At 67.5% G+C, this 16,491-nt stretch carries 13 protein-coding genes; 7 read left to right on the top strand and 6 right to left on the bottom strand.

The features are described 5' to 3' along the window. Positions 1-8 precede the first annotated feature (8 nt). Positions 9-845: a rhomboid family intramembrane serine protease gene (locus AC1U2B_RS04570; protein ID WP_480215854.1), complete on the top strand. Its 837-nt coding sequence runs from the start codon at positions 9-11 to the stop codon at positions 843-845. On the opposite strand, the gene rpsR is transcribed toward AC1U2B_RS04570, so the two are convergent. Genes rpsR through rpmB form a run of 4 tightly spaced genes read right to left on the bottom strand, consistent with a single transcriptional unit; the run spans position 838 to position 1,795 of the window. Further along, on the bottom strand, positions 838-1,086 hold the full coding sequence (rpsR, locus tag AC1U2B_RS04565; RefSeq protein ID WP_260935187.1) for a 30S ribosomal protein S18: 249 nt from the start codon (positions 1,084-1,086) through the stop codon (positions 838-840). The genes AC1U2B_RS04570 and rpsR overlap by 8 nt on opposite strands. Beyond that, positions 1,086-1,391 carry a 30S ribosomal protein S14 gene (gene rpsN / locus AC1U2B_RS04560; protein ID WP_133759129.1) on the bottom strand — a complete coding sequence of 102 codons (306 nt, stop codon included), beginning with the start codon at positions 1,389-1,391 and terminating at the stop codon, positions 1,086-1,088. The genes rpsR and rpsN overlap by 1 nt, the downstream gene beginning before the upstream one ends. 2 nt (positions 1,392-1,393) lie before the next feature. Next, positions 1,394-1,558: a 50S ribosomal protein L33 gene (rpmG, locus tag AC1U2B_RS04555; protein WP_260935191.1), complete on the bottom strand. Its 165-nt coding sequence runs from the start codon at positions 1,556-1,558 to the stop codon at positions 1,394-1,396. Further along, positions 1,559-1,795 (bottom strand): 50S ribosomal protein L28, encoded by a 237-nt coding sequence (gene rpmB / locus AC1U2B_RS04550; RefSeq protein WP_043985481.1) that lies wholly within the window; start codon positions 1,793-1,795, stop codon positions 1,559-1,561. Between the two features lie 96 nt (positions 1,796-1,891). On the opposite strand from rpmB, the gene mrf reads away from it, so the two are divergent. From mrf to AC1U2B_RS04535, 3 genes are all read left to right on the top strand, one after another. Continuing rightward, positions 1,892-3,079 (top strand): ribosome hibernation factor-recruiting GTPase MRF, encoded by a 1,188-nt coding sequence (gene mrf / locus AC1U2B_RS04545; protein ID WP_480215853.1) that lies wholly within the window; start codon positions 1,892-1,894, stop codon positions 3,077-3,079. Between the two features lie 184 nt (positions 3,080-3,263). Further along, entirely contained in the window at positions 3,264-4,379 is a 1,116-nt protein-coding gene (locus tag AC1U2B_RS04540) for an esterase family protein (RefSeq protein WP_480216058.1), read from the top strand. 50 nt (positions 4,380-4,429) lie between these two features. Then, positions 4,430-5,479, top strand: coding sequence for a zinc-dependent alcohol dehydrogenase family protein (locus AC1U2B_RS04535; RefSeq protein ID WP_480215852.1), 1,050 nt, complete (start codon positions 4,430-4,432; stop codon positions 5,477-5,479). Here AC1U2B_RS04535 and AC1U2B_RS04530 read toward each other — a convergent pair whose 3' ends face one another. Next, on the bottom strand, positions 5,480-6,214 hold the full coding sequence (locus AC1U2B_RS04530) for an SDR family oxidoreductase (RefSeq protein ID WP_480215851.1): 735 nt from the start codon (positions 6,212-6,214) through the stop codon (positions 5,480-5,482). A 189-nt stretch (positions 6,215-6,403) separates the two neighbouring features. Between AC1U2B_RS04530 and AC1U2B_RS04525 the strand changes: the two genes are divergently transcribed. From AC1U2B_RS04525 to car (AC1U2B_RS04515), 3 genes are all read left to right on the top strand, one after another. After that, positions 6,404-7,327, top strand: a complete 924-nt coding sequence (locus AC1U2B_RS04525) for a DMT family transporter (RefSeq protein WP_480215850.1) — start codon at positions 6,404-6,406, stop codon at positions 7,325-7,327. A 99-nt stretch (positions 7,328-7,426) separates the two neighbouring features. Then, positions 7,427-10,948 carry a carboxylic acid reductase gene (car, locus tag AC1U2B_RS04520; RefSeq protein ID WP_480215849.1) on the top strand — a complete coding sequence of 1,174 codons (3,522 nt, stop codon included), beginning with the start codon at positions 7,427-7,429 and terminating at the stop codon, positions 10,946-10,948. Between the two features lie 121 nt (positions 10,949-11,069). Further along, the gene (gene car / locus AC1U2B_RS04515; protein ID WP_480215848.1) at positions 11,070-14,579 is read left to right on the top strand and encodes a carboxylic acid reductase; all 3,510 of its coding nucleotides are present in this window, start codon (positions 11,070-11,072) and stop codon (positions 14,577-14,579) included. Between the two features lie 55 nt (positions 14,580-14,634). Here the strand turns inward: car (AC1U2B_RS04515) and AC1U2B_RS04510 are convergent, their stop codons facing one another. After that, positions 14,635-16,416 (bottom strand): hypothetical protein, encoded by a 1,782-nt coding sequence (locus AC1U2B_RS04510; RefSeq protein ID WP_480215847.1) that lies wholly within the window; start codon positions 16,414-16,416, stop codon positions 14,635-14,637. Positions 16,417-16,491 lie beyond the last annotated feature (75 nt).

Genomic DNA, 16,491 nt, shown 5'->3' with positions numbered 1-16,491 from the left:
AGAAGATGATGACTGCCCCGACGCCGACCTGCTATCGGCATCCCAGCCGCCCGACGTACGTGAGCTGCAGCCGCTGCGCACGACCCATCTGCCCGGACTGTATGACCGCGGCCGCCGTGGGCCAGCAGTGCCCGGAGTGCGTCAACGAAGGCAAGCGGTCGGTGCGTCAGGCCCGGACCCACTTCGGCGGACGGATCACCCAGGGCGCGCTGGTCACCTACACGCTGATCGCGGTCAACGTGGTGATGTTCGTGCTGCAGCACACCTCGACGCAGATGCAGCAGGACCTGGTGTTGTGGCCGCCCGCCGTGGCCGACGGCCAGTACTACCGCTTGGCGTCGTCGGCCTTCCTGCATTACGGCCTGGCGCACATCGTGTTCAACATGTGGGCGCTGTGGGCCGTCGGGCCGCAGCTGGAACAGTGGCTGGGGCGCTTGCGTTTCGGGCTGCTGTACGGCCTCAGCGGCCTGGGCGGCTCGGTGCTGGTGTACCTGCTGTCGCCGCTGAACTCGGCGACGGCCGGCGCGTCGGGCGCGATTTTCGGCCTGTTCGGCGCGACGTTCGTGTTGTTCCGCCGGCTGCAGCTCGACGTCCGCGGGATTGTCGGCCTGATCGTCATCAACCTGGTGATCACCTTTGTGCTGCCCGCGGTCAGCTCGCAGTCGATCAGTTGGCAGGGTCACGTCGGCGGGTTGGTCACCGGCACCCTGGTGGCGGCGGTCTTCGCGTATGTGCCTGCGCGGCAACGACTCCTGGCGTTGATCTCGGTGACCGCAGTGCTGCTGGTGCTGTTCGCCGGGCTGACGATGTGGCGCACCCAGGCCTTGCTGACGATGTTCAGTTGATCCCGGGGTAGGGCAGCAGCGCCATCTCCCGGGCGTTCTTGATCGCGGTGGCAACCTGCCGTTGCTGCTGGACCGTCAGGCCCGTCACTCGCCGGGACCGGATCTTGCCGCGCTCGGAGATGAACAGCCGCAGGTTCGCCGTGTCCTTGTAATCGAGCTGGTCCACGCCGAGCTTGGTCAGCATGTTCTTGACCGGACGCTTCGCCTCGGTCGGTCGCCGGGTGGGTTTGCGCTTGGCCATCACCAGCTCGCTTTCCGGATACCGGGCAGCTGTCCTTCGTGCGCCATTTCACGCACCCGGACGCGGGAGAGACCGAACTTGCGCAGGTGGCCGCGGGGACGGCCGTCGACCGCGTCGCGGTTGCGCACCCGCACCGCGCTGGCATCGCGTGGCTGGCGGGCCAGCTCCCGCATGGCGGTGGACTGCTCGTCGACAGTGCTCGACGGGGACTTGATGATTGCCTTGAGCTCGGCCCGGCGCTCGGCGTAGCGGGCGACGGTCAGCCGGCGCTGCTCGTTCTTGGCGATCTTGGACTTCTTGGCCATGGTCAGCGCTCCTCTCGGAAGTCGACGTGCTTGCGGACGATCGGGTCGTACTTGCGCAGTACCAACCGATCGGGATCGTTGCGCCGGTTCTTGCGGGTGACGTATGTGTAGCCGGTGCCCGCGGTGGACTTCAGCTTCACCACAGGACGAATATCGGTGCGGGACATCTAGATTCGCACCCCGTCCCGGCGCAGCCGGGCCACCACGGCTTCGATGCCGTCCCGGTCGATCACCTTGATCCCCTTGGCGCTGACCTGGAGCCGGACGCTCCGGCCTTCCGAGGGCAGGTAGTAGGTCTTGCTCTGGATGTTCGGGTTCCACCGGCGCGAGGTGCGCCGGTTGGAGTGCGAAACCGTGTTGCCGAAGCCGGGCTTGCGCCCGGTGACCTGGCAGTGCGCTGACATGCTCCATCCTTAATGAAAATCATTTTCGACAAGTGCCGGTCGCCACTGTAGCGTGACGGCAACAGATTTGAAAATGATTGTCGATAAGGGGTGGCGATGAGGACGCCGGTGATCGTCGTGGCTGGTCAGGGACCGACCGGATACGTGACCGAGGAACTAGTGAAGGTGCCGGGCACGGTGCTCGTGGAGCACCAGTTCGACGGTCACGTCGTGCGCCGTCGCACCATCACGGCACCGCACGGCATCGTGAACGAGACGGAAGCTGCTCTGGAGCTGGCCCACGGCTGCGTGTCCTGCACCGTCCGGAACGACCTGCTGATCTACCTGCGCCTGCTGCACCGGCGCGACGACGTCCACCGAATCGTCGTCCACCTGGAGCCGTGGATGGAACCCGAGCCGATCTGCTGGGCCATCAACCACGTTCGGGTGCACGTCGGCCCCGGGTACATCGACGGGCCGGCCGCGCGGGACGTGGCGATCGCCGGCGTGGTGACGTGCATCGAGGCCGCCGACTGGCTCACCGACGCGCTGGGCGACGACGAGCTGCCCGACGGCCGGACCGTCGCGCAGGTGGCCGTGGGGCAGACCGAATTCGCCGACGTCCTGGTGATGACCCATGCCGAACCCGTCCTGCTCGCGGTATGCCGCCGACTCGCGCCGCGAGCGCAGCTCATCACCGAGCCCGCATTGGTTGATCAAGCGCTGCGCACCGTGTGGCCGGACGCCCGGCTGGGTCGCGCCGACGAGCCGCACGGGCCGCTGCTGGCCGGGCAGCCCAGCCTGAATCCCGAAGGGCCCGTTCAGCTTGTCGAGTTCAACTCGCGCCGGCCGTTCCACCCCGAGCGGCTGCACGACGCCATCGATCACCTCCTGGACGGCGTGATCCGGACCCGCGGCCGGATGTGGCTGGCCAACCGGCCCGACCACGTCATGTGGCTGGAGTCGGCCGGTGGTGGCCTGCGCGTCAGCAACGCCGGCCGATGGATCGCCGCGATGACCGTCAGTGAAGCGGCCTACCTGGACCGCGAGCGACGAGCCCTGGCAGACCTCATGTGGGACAACGAATTCGGCGACCGGCACACCGCGATGGCGATCCTGGTGTGCGGTGCGCGGCCCGCTGACGTGACCGCCGCGCTGAACGACGCCCTGCTCACCGACGAGGAATTCGCCGCGCAGGACACCTGGTCCGGGTACCCGGATCCGTTCGGCGACTGGCACCAGGAGCCGTGCACGACCGCCGACGTCACCGTCGTCGGCGATGGCACCGATCACGGCATGGCGTGAGATGTTCCGGACTCGATAGCCAAACGCATTGATAACAAGGCGATCACGTGGCGCGTTGGTCACCGGGGCCGCGTCGGCCCGGCGTTAGTTTTCACTCGTGTTGGCGACTCTGGTTGGCAGGAATATCGGCGTGAAACTGCGGCGACTCGCGGTGGCGGCTGTCGCCGCCCTGGCGGTCCCGGGAATGGCGATGCCCGCGGCGCTGCCGCAGGCGCATGCTGCCGCGAAAGCGGTTGAGGTGCTGAACATTCCGTCACCCGCGATGGGGCGCGACATCAAGGTTCAGTTCCAGGGCGGCGGGCCGCACGCGGTGTACCTGCTCGACGGTCTGCGCGCCCAGGACGACGCCAGCGGCTGGGACATCAACACCGCCGCGTTCGAGTGGTACTACCAGTCGGGCGTCTCGATGGTGATGCCCGTCGGCGGACAGTCCAGCTTCTACACCGACTGGTACCAGCCCGCGACCAACTCGGGCGGTGTCACCACCTACAAGTGGGAGACGTTCCTGACCCAGGAGCTGCCGGCCTGGCTCGCGGCGAACCGCGGCGTGCAGCCGACCGGCAACGCCGTCGTCGGTCTGTCGATGTCGGGTGGCTCGGCGCTGACCCTGGCCACCTGGCACCCCGCGCAGTTCATCTTCGCCGGCTCGCTCTCGGGCTTCCTCAACCCGTCGCAAGGCCTGTGGCCCACCCTGATCGGCTTCGCCATGAAGGACGCCGGCGGCTACAACCCGACCCAGATGTGGGGCATCGCCAGCGACCCGGCGTGGCGGCGCAACGACCCGACCGTCAACGTCCAGCAGCTGGTGGCCAACAACACCGCCATCTGGGTGTACTGCGGCAACGGCACGCCGTCCGACCTCGACACCCCGGGTGACATGGGAATTCTGTACAGCGCCCAGTTCCTGGAGAACCTGACGATCAGCTCGAACCGGGACTTCCAGAAGGTGTACCAGCAGGCCGGCGGCCGCAACGCGGTCTTCAACTTCCCGAAGGACGGCACTCACAGCTGGGGCTACTGGGGCCAGCAGCTGCAGGCCATGAAGCCTGATCTGCTGCGCGTGCTGGGTGTCGGTGCTCCGGTTCCGCCGCCGGCCCCTGCGCCTGCCCCGGCTCCTGTGCCCGCGCCTGCCGCGGTCCCGGCGCCGGTTGCGATGGCAGCACCTGCTGCGGCCCCTGCGGCTGTGCCTGTTGCGGCTCCTGCCGCCGTTCCCGCTGCGGTTCCGGCCGCGGTCCCGGCGCCTGCTGCGGCGGCTGCCCCGCCGGTCACCGGCGGGTTGGTGCTCGCGCCGACGGGCTAGATCGGCAAGACTCAGGGGTCGGATTCGACTCCTGAAAGGGCGGGACAACCGTGCAGACCACGATCATCCACGGGCCGGGCGATATTCGATTCGAGGAGCGCCCTGATCCGCAGATTCAGTCACCGGGCGACGCAGTGGTCCGGGTGGTGCGGACCTGCGTCTGCGGTTCGGACCTGTGGCCGTACCGCGGGGTGCGCCCGACGCCTGCGCCACATCCGATCGGACATGAGTTCATCGGGATCGTGGAAGCTGTCGGCGCCGAGGTCAGGAATGTGCGCGTCGGGGATTTCGTCATCTCGCCGTTCACCGACAGTGACGGCACCTGCGTGCATTGTCGCAACGGGATCACCACCTCGTGCGTCAACTTCGGGGTGTGGGGCGGCACCGCCAAGACCGGCGAGCCGCTCGACGGGGCCCAAGGACAGTACGTCCGGGTGCCCTTCGCTGACGGCACTCTTGTCGTAGTGCCGGAATCGCCTGACGCAGAACTGTTCCCGCACCTGCTGACCCTGGCCGACGTCATGTCCACCGGTCACCATGCGGCGCGGTCCGGGAACGTGCAACCCGGTGCCACCGTGGTGGTCGTGGGCGACGGCGCCGTCGGGCTGTGCGCCGTGCTGGCCTCGAAACGCCTTGGTGCGGAACGGATCATCGTGATGTCGCGGCACGAAGACCGGCAGAAGTTGGCCCGGACCTTCGGCGCCACCGACATCGTCGCCGAACGCGGTGATGACGGGATCGCGGCCATCGAGGAACTGCTCGGCGGTGTCGGGGCCGACTCCGTGCTCGAGTGCGTCGGCACCAAGGATTCGATGCACCAGGCACTCGGGGCGGTCCGTCCCGGTGGCTATCTGGGGTTCGTCGGGGTGCCGGCCGGCGCGCCCGAACTGCCGATGCAGCAACTGTTCAGCAACAACATCCACGTCGCGGGCGGCATTGCGCCCGTCCGCCCCTACCTCGCCGAACTGCTGCCCGACGTGCTGTCCGGCGCCATCGAGCCGGGCCGGGTGTTCGACCTGTCCCTGCCACTCGCACAGGTCGCCGACGCGTACACGGCGATGGATCAGCGCACGGCCATCAAGGTTCTGCTCGAGCCCTGATCAGGCCGGCCGGACCAGATGGTCCTCGCCTCCCACGTACACGGTGTCGCGCAGGTCGCGCCCGGCGGCGGCGATGGTGATCGCGGTGGCGAATTCCTCGATGGTCGGCAGCGGTCCCTGGCTGCGGCGGGCGCCGACCGCCTCGGGATCGCGACGTTCGTACAACCGGGCGATGATCGTGCCTTCGATCATGTCGCCGGAGACGACGGTGAATCCGATTCGGCACCGGTCGAATTCGGGGCGTAGTGCCCGCAGCGCGTCTTCACCGGCCCGCTTGCTGGCCGCGATCGGCACGTAGTCGTCGGGCACGGGCAGGTGCGGATAGCAGTGGGCCTCGTGGCTGGTGACGAACACGATCTGCGCACCGGCGGGCATCAGGGGGAGCGCCAGGTCGACGAGCCGCAGCTGCGCGTCGCGGTTCAGCCGCATCGCGTAGTCGGGCGCGGCGCCGAACTCGAGGCCACCGGAGGCGTTGAGCACCAGCATGTCCAGGCGCCCGAACCGGCTGTCGATCCGGTCGATCATGGCTTTGGCGGCAGCGGCGTCGGACACGTCGGCGCCGATCGTGGAGGCTCGCCCGCCGGCCGCACGGATGCCGTCGACGACGGCGTTGGCGCGCTTGGCCTTCTCCCGATAGTTCACCAGGACATGGGTGTCCGGCCCGGCGAGCTGTTGAGCCACGGCGGCTCCGATGCCGCGGGAAGCTCCGGTGACGAGCGCGATCCTGGGGTGCATGGCTTCGACCGTACCTCAAAGTTAAGAAAAATAAGGGAAACTTAAGGTAACGGTAAATGTGTTGGCAGCTGGATTGGCTGGCCGAGGCTCGCGGGTGGGACGGACAGTCCCGCTCGACTACCCTTTGGGCGTGACGTTTCCGGTGACGCCTGCGGCGCGGTACGCGGCCACGCCGATCGGACGCCTCCGTTGATCGAACACGGACTTGTGGTGCTGTTCGCCCTGTGCGCGGCCGTGTGTGCGGCCGTCGGCATCGTGGTGCGCCAGCGCGCGACCATCGACGTGCCGCCCGAACATGGCGTCAGCGTCGTCATGCTGTCGACGCTCCTGAGCCGCCGACTGTGGTGGGCCGGGACCGGCGCGGCTGTCGCCGGCTATGTCTTCCAGGCTCTGGCCCTGGCGCACGGATCCCTGTTGATGGTGCAGCCACTGCTGGTCTCGGCATTGCTCTTCGCGCTGCCGCTGAGCGCGCACCAGGCGCACCGCCGGGTGACCCGCGGCGAATGGCTGTGGGCCGGATTGCTGACCATCGGGCTCGCCGGATTCGTCGTCCTGGCCCGGCCGGAGCGCGACGAACACCTGGCCTCACCAGGGGTTATCGTTCTGGTCGCCGCGGTGTGCGCCGCGGTGATCATCGGCTGCGTGCTGTTGGCGGTGCGGTGCGACGGCTGGCAGCGTGCGGTGCTACTGGCCGTCGGTGTCGGCGTGCTGTTCGGTGTCGTCGCGGTGGTGACCAAGATCTTCATGGCGATCCTGCAGCACCGGGGCTGGCTCGGCTTGCTGACGACGCCGGCTCCATACCTGCTCATCATCTTGGGTGCGGTGGCGACCGTGCTGCAGCAGTCCGCGTTCCATGCCGGCGCGTTGCAGACCTCGGTGCCGACCATGCTCGTGCTGGAACCGGTGGTGGCCGTTCTCCTCGGTGCCCTGGTTCTCGGCGAGGGCTTCGACACAACTGGAGTCGAGGCCGTCGCGCTCGTGGTGTCCATCGGCGCCATGGCGGCGGCGACCATTGCCCTCGGTCGAGACGAGGGCGCGTACGAAACGCAGGCGGGCGCGAAGGTGGCGCCGCCGATCGCACCGCAGCAGGTGCAACCGACCTCAGAACGCTGACCTCAGTGGTGTGGTTTGTCACACAGCCAACCCGGGCATATCGTTAGTTTTGCTAACGTTGTATGTGGCGACGCTGGTGAACTAATTGATGAGGTTGTTATGTCGAACGAAGAAACCGCACTTACTGACGAGCTGACGCAGCGCATCGCTGACCTCTGCGCCACCGACCCGCAACTTGCCGCCGCCCGGCCGCTCGCCGCTGTCGGCGCCGCCCTCGACGAGCCCGGAATCCGGCTGCCCGACATGATCAGCGCTGTCATGGCGGCCTACGCCGACCGGCCCGCTCTCGGGCAGCGCGCCGTCGAATACGTCGCCGATGACGCCGGCCGCACCGTCTCCCGGCTGCTGCCGCGCTACGACACCATCACCTATGGCGAGGCCTGGCGGCAGATCAAGGCCATCGGCAACGCCCTGCTCACCGGACCCGATGCCGTCGCCGCCGGCGACCGCGTCGCCATGCTCGGTTTCACGAGCGCCGAATTTACGATCATCGATACCGCGCTGGCGCGCGCCGGCGTCGTCGCCGTCCCGCTGCAGACCAGCGCACCCGCCGAGCAGCTGCGCCCCATCCTCGACGAGACCGAGCCCGTCGCCCTGTTCGCCGACGTGAAGTTCCTGGACGAGGCCGTCGAGTTGGTCTCGGGCTCGGGTCCCGCCGTCAAGCGCGTGGTCGTGTTCGACCTCCACGCCCAGGTCGATGACGAGCGTGAGGCCGTCGAACGGGCCGCGACGCAGTTGGCAGAGCGCGGCATCGTTGTCGAGACTCTTGCCGATCTGGTGACGCGCGGCACCGCGCTCCCGACGGTCGAGCCCGTCGTCTCAGCGGATCCGGACCCGCTGCTGGTCCTGATCTACACCTCCGGCAGCACCGGCACCCCCAAGGGCGCCATGTACCCCGAGCGGCTCGTCGCCAACGCGTGGCGGACCGGGCTGACGCATCAGCAGCCTGCGCTGCCGTCGATCGTCCTGAGCTTCCTGCCGATGAGCCACATGATGGGCCGCGGCACCGTCTACCGCACGCTGGCCCACGGCGGCACCGTCTACTTCGCCGCGAAGAGCGACCTGTCCACCCTGCTGGAGGATATCGCGCTGGTCCGGCCGACGCAGATGACCTTCGTGCCCCGGGTCTGGGAGATGATCCACCAGGAGGTGCAGAGCGAAGTCGACCGCCGGGTGATGGACGGCGTCTCCGAGCAGCAGGTGCTCGACGAACGCAGCCTCAGCCTGATCGGTGGGCGGCAGCTCGTCGCGATGACCGGATCGGCTCCGATCTCGCCGGAGCTCAAGGCCTGGGTGCAGAAATTCCTCGGGCTGGAGCTGATGGAGGCCTACGGCTCGACCGAAGCCGGCGGCGTCATGATCAGCGGCCACTTGAGCCGCCCGCCGGTGATCGACTACAAGCTGATCGACGTACCCGAGCTCGGCTACCTGTCGACCGACCGGCCGCATCCGCGTGGCGAATTGCTCCTGAAATCAACAGATTTGATCCCGGGCTACTACAAGCGGCCCGACGTCACCGCTGACGTCTTCGACGTGGACGGCTTCTACCGCACCGGCGACATCGTCGCCGAGCTCGGCCCCGATCACCTGCAGTATCTGGATCGCCGCAACAATGTGCTGAAGCTGGCGCAGGGCGAGTTCGTGACGGTGTCGAAGCTCGAAGCGGCCTTCGGCACCAGCCCGCTGATCCGTCAGATCTACGTGTACGGCAACAGTTCTCGCTCGTACCTGCTGGCGGTGATCGTGCCTACTTCGGAAGCTTTGAGCGGCGCCGGCGTTCCGGAGGCCTTGCGTCCCGAACTGGCCGATGCACTGCAGACAGCGGCCCGCGAGTCCGGGCTGCAGTCATACGAGATTCCCCGCGACTTCATCATCGAGACCGAACCGTTCTCACTGGAGAACGGGCTGCTGACCGGTGTGCGCAAGCTGGCCTGGCCGAAGTTGAAGGCCCGCTACGGCGCCGAGCTGGAGCAGCTGTACACCGAACTGGCCGAGGGGCAGGCCGCCGAACTGCGCGCGCTGCGTTCGTTGCGGGCGTCCGACGCGCCGGTGCTCGAGACCGTGCTGCGCGCTGTCGGCGCCACGCTCGGGGCGGCCAGTTCCGACGTCGCGGGCGACGCCCACTTCACCGACCTGGGCGGAGACTCGTTGTCGGCGTTGACCTTCGGCAACCTGCTGGAGGAGATCTTCGAGGTCGAGGTGCCGGTCGGCGTGATCGTCAGCCCGGCCACCGACCTGGCGGGTGTGGCGGCCTACATCGAAGGGGAGCGCGCGCCAGGCAGCAAGCGTCCGACGTTCTCCACCGTGCACGGCCGCGGCGCCACCGAGGCGCGGGCCGCAGACCTGACGCTGGACAAGTTCATCGACGCCGCGACATTGGCCGCGGCACCGTCCCTGCCCGGGCCGGTGTCCGAGGTACGCACCGTATTGCTCACGGGCGCAACCGGATTCCTGGGTCGCTACCTGGCACTGGAATGGCTGGAGCGCATGGACCTGGTCGACGGCAAGGTCATCTGCCTGGTCCGCGGCAAGTCCGACGCCGACGCCCGGGCCCGTCTGGACGCGACGTTCGACAGCGGCGATCCGAAGCTGCTGGAGCACTACCGGTCGCTGTCCGACCACCTCGAGGTCATCGCCGGCGACAAGGGCGAGGCCAATCTCGGTCTGCCGCCGGAGGTTTGGCAGCGACTGGCGGACACCGTTGACTTCATCGTGGACCCGGCGGCGCTGGTGAACCACGTGCTGCCTTATAGCGAACTGTTCGGGCCCAACGCGCTGGGCACCGCCGAACTGATCCGCATCGCGTTGACCACGCGGATCAAGCCGTTCGCCTACGTCTCGACCATCGCGGTCGGCGGCGGCGTGGCGCCCGGCAAGTTCGTCGAAGACGCCGATGTGCGCGTCATGAGCGCGGTGCGGTCGGTCGACGACAGCTACGCCAACGGCTACGGCAACAGCAAATGGGCCGGCGAGGTCCTGCTGCGCGAGGCCAATGATCTTTGCGGCCTTCCGGTTTCGGTGTTCCGTTGCGATATGATCCTGGCTGATACGACGTACGCGGGCCAGCTCAACCTGCCCGACATGTTCACCCGCATGATGTTCTCGCTGGTGGCCACCGGCATCGCGCCGTACTCGTTCTACGAGCTGGCTTCCGACGGAAAGCGCCAGCGCGCCCACTACGACGGGCTGCCGGTCGAGTTCGTCTCCGAGTCCATCTCGACGCTGGCCGTGCAGGTCGCGGCCGGTGCGTCCGACTCGACGTTCGAGACCTACCACGTGATGAACCCGTACGACGACGGCATCGGCATGGACGAGTTCGTCGACTGGCTGATCGACGCGGGGTATTCCATTGCCCGCGTTGATGATTACGCCGACTGGCTGGCCAGGTTCGAGACGGGTCTGCGCGGCCTGCCGGACCGTCAGCGCCAGGCGTCGCTGCTGCCGCTGCTGCACAACTACCAGCAGCCGAGCTACCCGGTGCCGGGGTCCATCGCCCCAGTCGAGCGGTTCCGGGCCGCAGTGCAGAACGCGAAAATCGGTGCGGACAAAGATATTCCGCACATCGGTGCGCCGGTGATCGTCAAGTACATCACCGATCTGCAACTGCTCGGCCTGCTCTAGAACACACAGGAAACTGGCAGGCCGTCGCCGGAACAACGGCGGCCGCGCCAGCGTCATTCAATTAGTGGGGATGCAACGGGGCGTACCCATTCGATATTTCGATTTTTCGTGAGGTTTTTTCATGTCGATTGACCATGCCGACAGCGCTCTTGCCCGCCGGATCACCGAATTGTCCGCCAACGATCCGCAGTTCGCCGCGGCCATACCGCTCCAGTCGGTGGCCCAGTCGGTCGAAAAACCCGGCATGCGACTGCCCGAGATCGTGCAGACCGTCCTCGAGGGCTACGCCGACCGGACCGCCCTCGGCCAGCGCGCCGTCGAGTTCGTCACCGAGAACGGCCGCACCGTCGCGAGGCTGCTGCCGAAATACGACACCATCACCTACCGCGAACTGTGGTACCGCATCCGCGCCGTCGCTGCCGCGCTGCACGCGGACGGCGTCAAGGCCGGCGACCGCGTCGCCATCCTCGGCTTCACCAGCACCGACTACACCGTCATCGACACCGCGCTCGGACAGATCGGCGCCGTGTCGGTGCCGCTGCAGACCAGCTCCGCGGCGTCGTCGCTGCTACCGATCGTCGCCGAGACCGAGCCGGTGCTGATCGCGGTGAGCGCGGGCTACGTCGCCGACGCCGTCGAACTCGCGGTCGGTGGCCCCGCCCCGGCCCGGTTCGTGGTGTTCGACCACCACGCCGAGGTCGACGACGAGCGCGAGGCCGTCGAGGAGGCGCGGGCCGCACTGTCGGGTCTGAACGTCACCGTCGAGACTTTCGGCGACGTACTGGCCCGCGGCCGCGACCTGCCGTCCGTCCCGACTCCGGTCTTCGATGAGGCCGACGCGCTGACCCTGCTGATCTACACCTCCGGCTCGACCGGTGCCCCCAAGGGCGCGATGTACCCCGAGAGCAACATGACGAGCTTCTGGCGGCGGGCCAGCTCGGCGTGGTTCGGCCCGAGCGAGGCGTCGATCAACCTGGCCTTCATGCCGATGAGCCACGTCATGGGCCGCGGCATCCTGTACTCCAGCCTGGCCAACGGCGGCATCGTCTACTTCGCCGCCAAGAGCGACTTGTCCACTCTCCTCGACGATTTCGCGCTGGCGCGCCCCACCGAGCTGAACCTGGTGCCCCGCGTCTGGGAGATGCTGTACCTGGAATTCCAGAGCCGCGTCGACAAGCTGGTCCCGGTCGGTGCCGGCGAGGCGGAGCGGGACGGCATCGAGCAGCAGGTGATGGCCGACATGCGGGAGAACCTGATCGGTGGCCGCTACATCAAGGCGATGACCGGCTCGGCGCCCATCACCGACGAGCTCAAGGCCTGGGTCGAGAAGTTCCTCGGCATCCACGTGCTGGAGGGCTATGGCTCCACCGAGGCCGGCATGGTCTTCTTCGACGGCGTCATCCAGCGTCCGCCGACCATCGACTACAAGCTGGTCGACGTGCCCGACCTGGGCTACTACCTGACCGACCAGCCGTACCCGCGCGGTGAGCTGCTGGTGAAGACCGAGTACCTGTTCCCGGGCTACTACAAGCGGCCCGAGGTCACCGCGAGCGTGTTCGACGAGGACGGTTTCTACCGCACCGGCGACGTGGTCGCCGAGATCGGCCCGGACCAGATCCAGTACGTCGACCGTCGCAACAATGTGCTGAAGCTGGCGCAGGGCGAGTTCGTCACGCTGGCCAAGCTGGAAGCGGCGTTCAGCAACAACAGCCCGCTGGTCCGGCAGATCTACGTCTACGGCAATAGCGCTCAGCCGTACCTGCTGGCCGTGGTGGTGCCGACCGAAGACGCCTTGGCGCGTTGGGATTCCGCCGAGCTGAAGCAGCGGATCAATGACTCGCTGCAGGAAGTGGCGAAGGCCGCCGAACTGCAGTCCTACGAGATCCCCCGCGACTTCATCGTGGAGACCGAACCGTTCTCGTTGGAGAACGGGCTGCTGACGGGCATCCGCAAGCTGGCGTGGCCGAAGCTCAAGGCGCACTACGGCCCGGCGCTGGAAGACCTCTACGTGAGTCTTGCTGCGGGACAGGCCGATGAGCTGCGCGCGCTGCGCCAGCACGGCGCCGAGGGCCCCGCGCTGCCGACCGTCATTCGCGCGGCCAGTGCACTGCTCGGTGCGTCCGGCGAGGTGTCGGCAGACGCCCACTTCACCGATCTCGGTGGAGACTCGTTGTCCGCGTTGACCTTCGGCAATCTGCTCGAAGAGATCTTCGGCGTCGAGGTGCAGGTCGGCATCATCGTCAGCCCGGCCAACGATCTGGCGGCGCTCGCGGCCTATATCGAGAACGAACGCAGCGGCGGCGCCAAGCGGCCCAGCTTCAGCTCGGTGCACGGCAAGAACGCCGTCGAGGTGCGCGCCGCGGACCTGACGCTGGACAAGTTCATCGACGCCGCCACGCTGGCCGCGGCGCCGTCGCTGCCGGCACCCGCGTCGGAGGTGCGGACCGTACTGCTCACGGGCGCAACGGGATTCCTGGGCCGCTACCTGGCGCTGGAGTGGCTGGAGCGGATGGACCTGGTCGACGGCAAGGTGATCGCCCTGGTGCGCGCCAAGTCTGACGAAGAGGCCCGAGCCCGTCTCGACGCGACGTTCGATTCCGGTGACCCGAAGCTGCTGGCGCACTACCAGGCGCTGGCCGCCGACCACCTCGAGGTGATCGCCGGCGACAAGGGCGACGAGAATCTCGGTCTGCCGCAGGAGGTTTGGCAGCGGCTCGCCGACGAGGTCGACGTGATCGTCGACCCGGCGGCGCTGGTGAACCACGTGCTGCCGTACAGCGAACTGTTCGGACCCAACGCACTCGGTACCGCCGAACTGATCCGCATCGCCCTGACCACCCGGCAGAAGCCGTACATCTACGTCTCGACCATCGGCGTCGGTGACCAGTTGGCACCGGGCACGTTCACCGAAGAGGCGGACGTGCGCGCAATGAGCCCGGTGCGTGCCGTGCACGACGGGTACGCCAACGGCTACGGCAACAGCAAGTGGGCCGGCGAGGTGCTGCTGCGTGAGGCCAATGATCTTTGTGGCCTTCCGGTTTCGGTGTTCCGCTGCGACATGATCCTGGCCGACACCAGCTATGCCGGACAGCTCAACCTGCCCGACATGTTCACCCGCATGATGTTCTCGTTGGTGGCCACCGGTATCGCCCCGTACTCGTTCTACGAGCGGGACGACGAGGGCAAGCGTCAGGCCGCGCACTACGACGGGCTGCCCGTCGAGTTCATCGCCGAGGCCATCGACGCCCTGGGCGTGCGGCCCGCCGGCGAGTTCGTCACCTATCACGTGATGAACCCGCACTCCGACGGCCTGGGCATGGACGAGTTCGTCGACTGGCTGATCGACGCCGGGTATTCCATTGCCCGCGTTGATGATTACGCCGAATGGCTGGCCCGCTTCGAGACCACCCTGCGGGCACTGCCGGACCGGCAGCGCCAGGCGTCACTGCTGCCGCTGCTGCACAACTACCAGAAGCCGGAGCACCCGCACAACGGGTCCATCGCCCCGGTGGTGGTGTTCCGCGAGGCGGTGCAGGACGCAAAGCTGGGCCCGGACAAGGACATTCCGCATGTCACTGCGCCGGTGATCGTCAAGTACATCACCGATCTGCAGCTGCTCGGCCTGCTCTGACGCATGCAATTCGGGCCCGACCTCCACACGGAGATCGGGCCCGAATTGTCTGGTGCTACGGGGCGATCAGGACACCCGCGTCGGACGCAGCGTGCTGCAGTTCGTAGATGTCCAGGTCGCCCCAGTCGTTGATCGGCCCGGTGTAGGAGCCCAGCCAGGGCACCACACCGGGATCCGGTGCCACGCCCAGGTTGTAGGCCTGCATGCCGGGCAGGTGGTGCTCGAAGAAGTTACCGAGGATGTCGACGGCGAAGATGATGTTGTTGATCGGGTTCGGGCCCCACAGCGCGGACGCGTTGAACAGCGGGTTCACCGCCTCCGGGTCACCGATCATCACGATGTTGCCGTAGTGCGGCTTGCTGCCGCCGGTGGGGTCGTAGGCCGGCATGAAGGGCTGCAGACCCGGCAGGTCGGTGGAGAAGTACGCCGCGGTGTCGCCGTAGGTCTCGATGTTGACGAAGTTCGAGTTGATGCCGTTGCCGGGGACCGACGTGTTCAGGCCGGGACCCTCGAAGCCGATGCCGCCACGGCCCGTCTTCTGTGCGACGAACTGGGCTTCCCAACCACCCAGCGAGTGGCCGGTCACGAAGATGTCGTCGGTGGTGTAGCCCTGTTCGAGAGCCGCGGCTTCGACCTTCCGCTCGAACGCCAGTGAGTCCCAGAACGCCTGCGGCGTGGTGTGGGTGAAGATGACCTGCATGTCCGTGAAGATCTGCGACAGCGCGATCAGCGGATGGAACAGCAGATTGGTGCCGCCAGTCGTGCCCTGGTAGGCGACGATGATCTGGCCCTCCGGCGTCACCCAGGCCTTGCCGACGGCGCCCGACAGCGGATTGAAGGTCTGCATCTGAAAGCCGTTGACAGTGAACGGTTTCAGATCACCCGGCTGGGCCCCGAGCACGTAGGCGTTGGCCGACGCATTCAGGAACTGCTCCACCGTCGGGGTGTCGCCGCTGGTCGGGCCGGTGTAGGTCAGCTCCGGCACCACGGGCTTCGAGGTCGGGGTCTTGCTCAGCCCGAGCATGTCCTCGATGCGCCGGAACCCCGCGAACAGCGCCTCGGAGATGGGCGACCAGTTGAACGGGCTCTTCGGGCCGGTCTGCGCGACCGTCAGGTCCAGCACCTGCAGGACGGTGTTGATGATGCGTCCGGGCAGCTGGATGATCTTGGCGATCGGGTTCAGCGGCTGCGGTGGCGTCGGCGTTGTCAGGGTGCCGACGGTGTTGGTGGTGGCGGACAGGGCCGCCAGCCGCGTGGTCGGTGCGGGCGTCTTGGCCGGCGCGGGGGTATTGGTGGCAGCGGCCGGCGGCGTGGCCACGGTGGCCGCGGTGGCGTCGACCGCGGCGTCCTTGGCGGGGGCGGTCGCGGTGGCCGGCTTGAGCTTCGGTGCCTTCTTGCCGTCGCCGGCGGGCTTGATCGAGTCGGAGCCCTTTTGCGCGACAGGGGGTTTCGCCGGCTTGGTGGCGGGCTTGACGTCCGGCTTTGTGTCCGGCTTGGCCTCCGGCTCCGCGCCTGACTTGGCGGGGTCGGTGGCCGACGTATCAGTGGCGGTGTCTTGCTTGGTGTCGGACTTGTCAGCGTCCTTGCTGGTGTCCTTGCCGGTCTTCTTCCCGGGCTTCTTCGGGTCCTTCTTGTCCGTGTTCGCCGGCTTGGGCTTGGCGGGGCCGGGCTTCTGGGGTCCGGATTGGCTGGTCGGGCTGCCGTTCGAATCGTTGGCCCCGGTCTCGGCCCAGGCAACGTTTTGGCTGGTCGCGGCTGCGATACCCACGGCGGCGGCAAGCACCGCGAGGCGGTACCGATTGGATTTGCGCTGACTGAGCCCCGACTGTGTCCCCACAGGTGTCCCCTTTGACATCCCAGGTGCCCGCTGACGCGCGCACGAATCTGACGACACTATGACATCAGGTGATGT

It is taken from the genome of Mycolicibacterium sp. P4_G11, from assembly GCF_056555145.1.
Note: the sequence above shows the minus strand (reverse complement) of the source record. Positions and strands in the feature narration are given on the sequence as shown.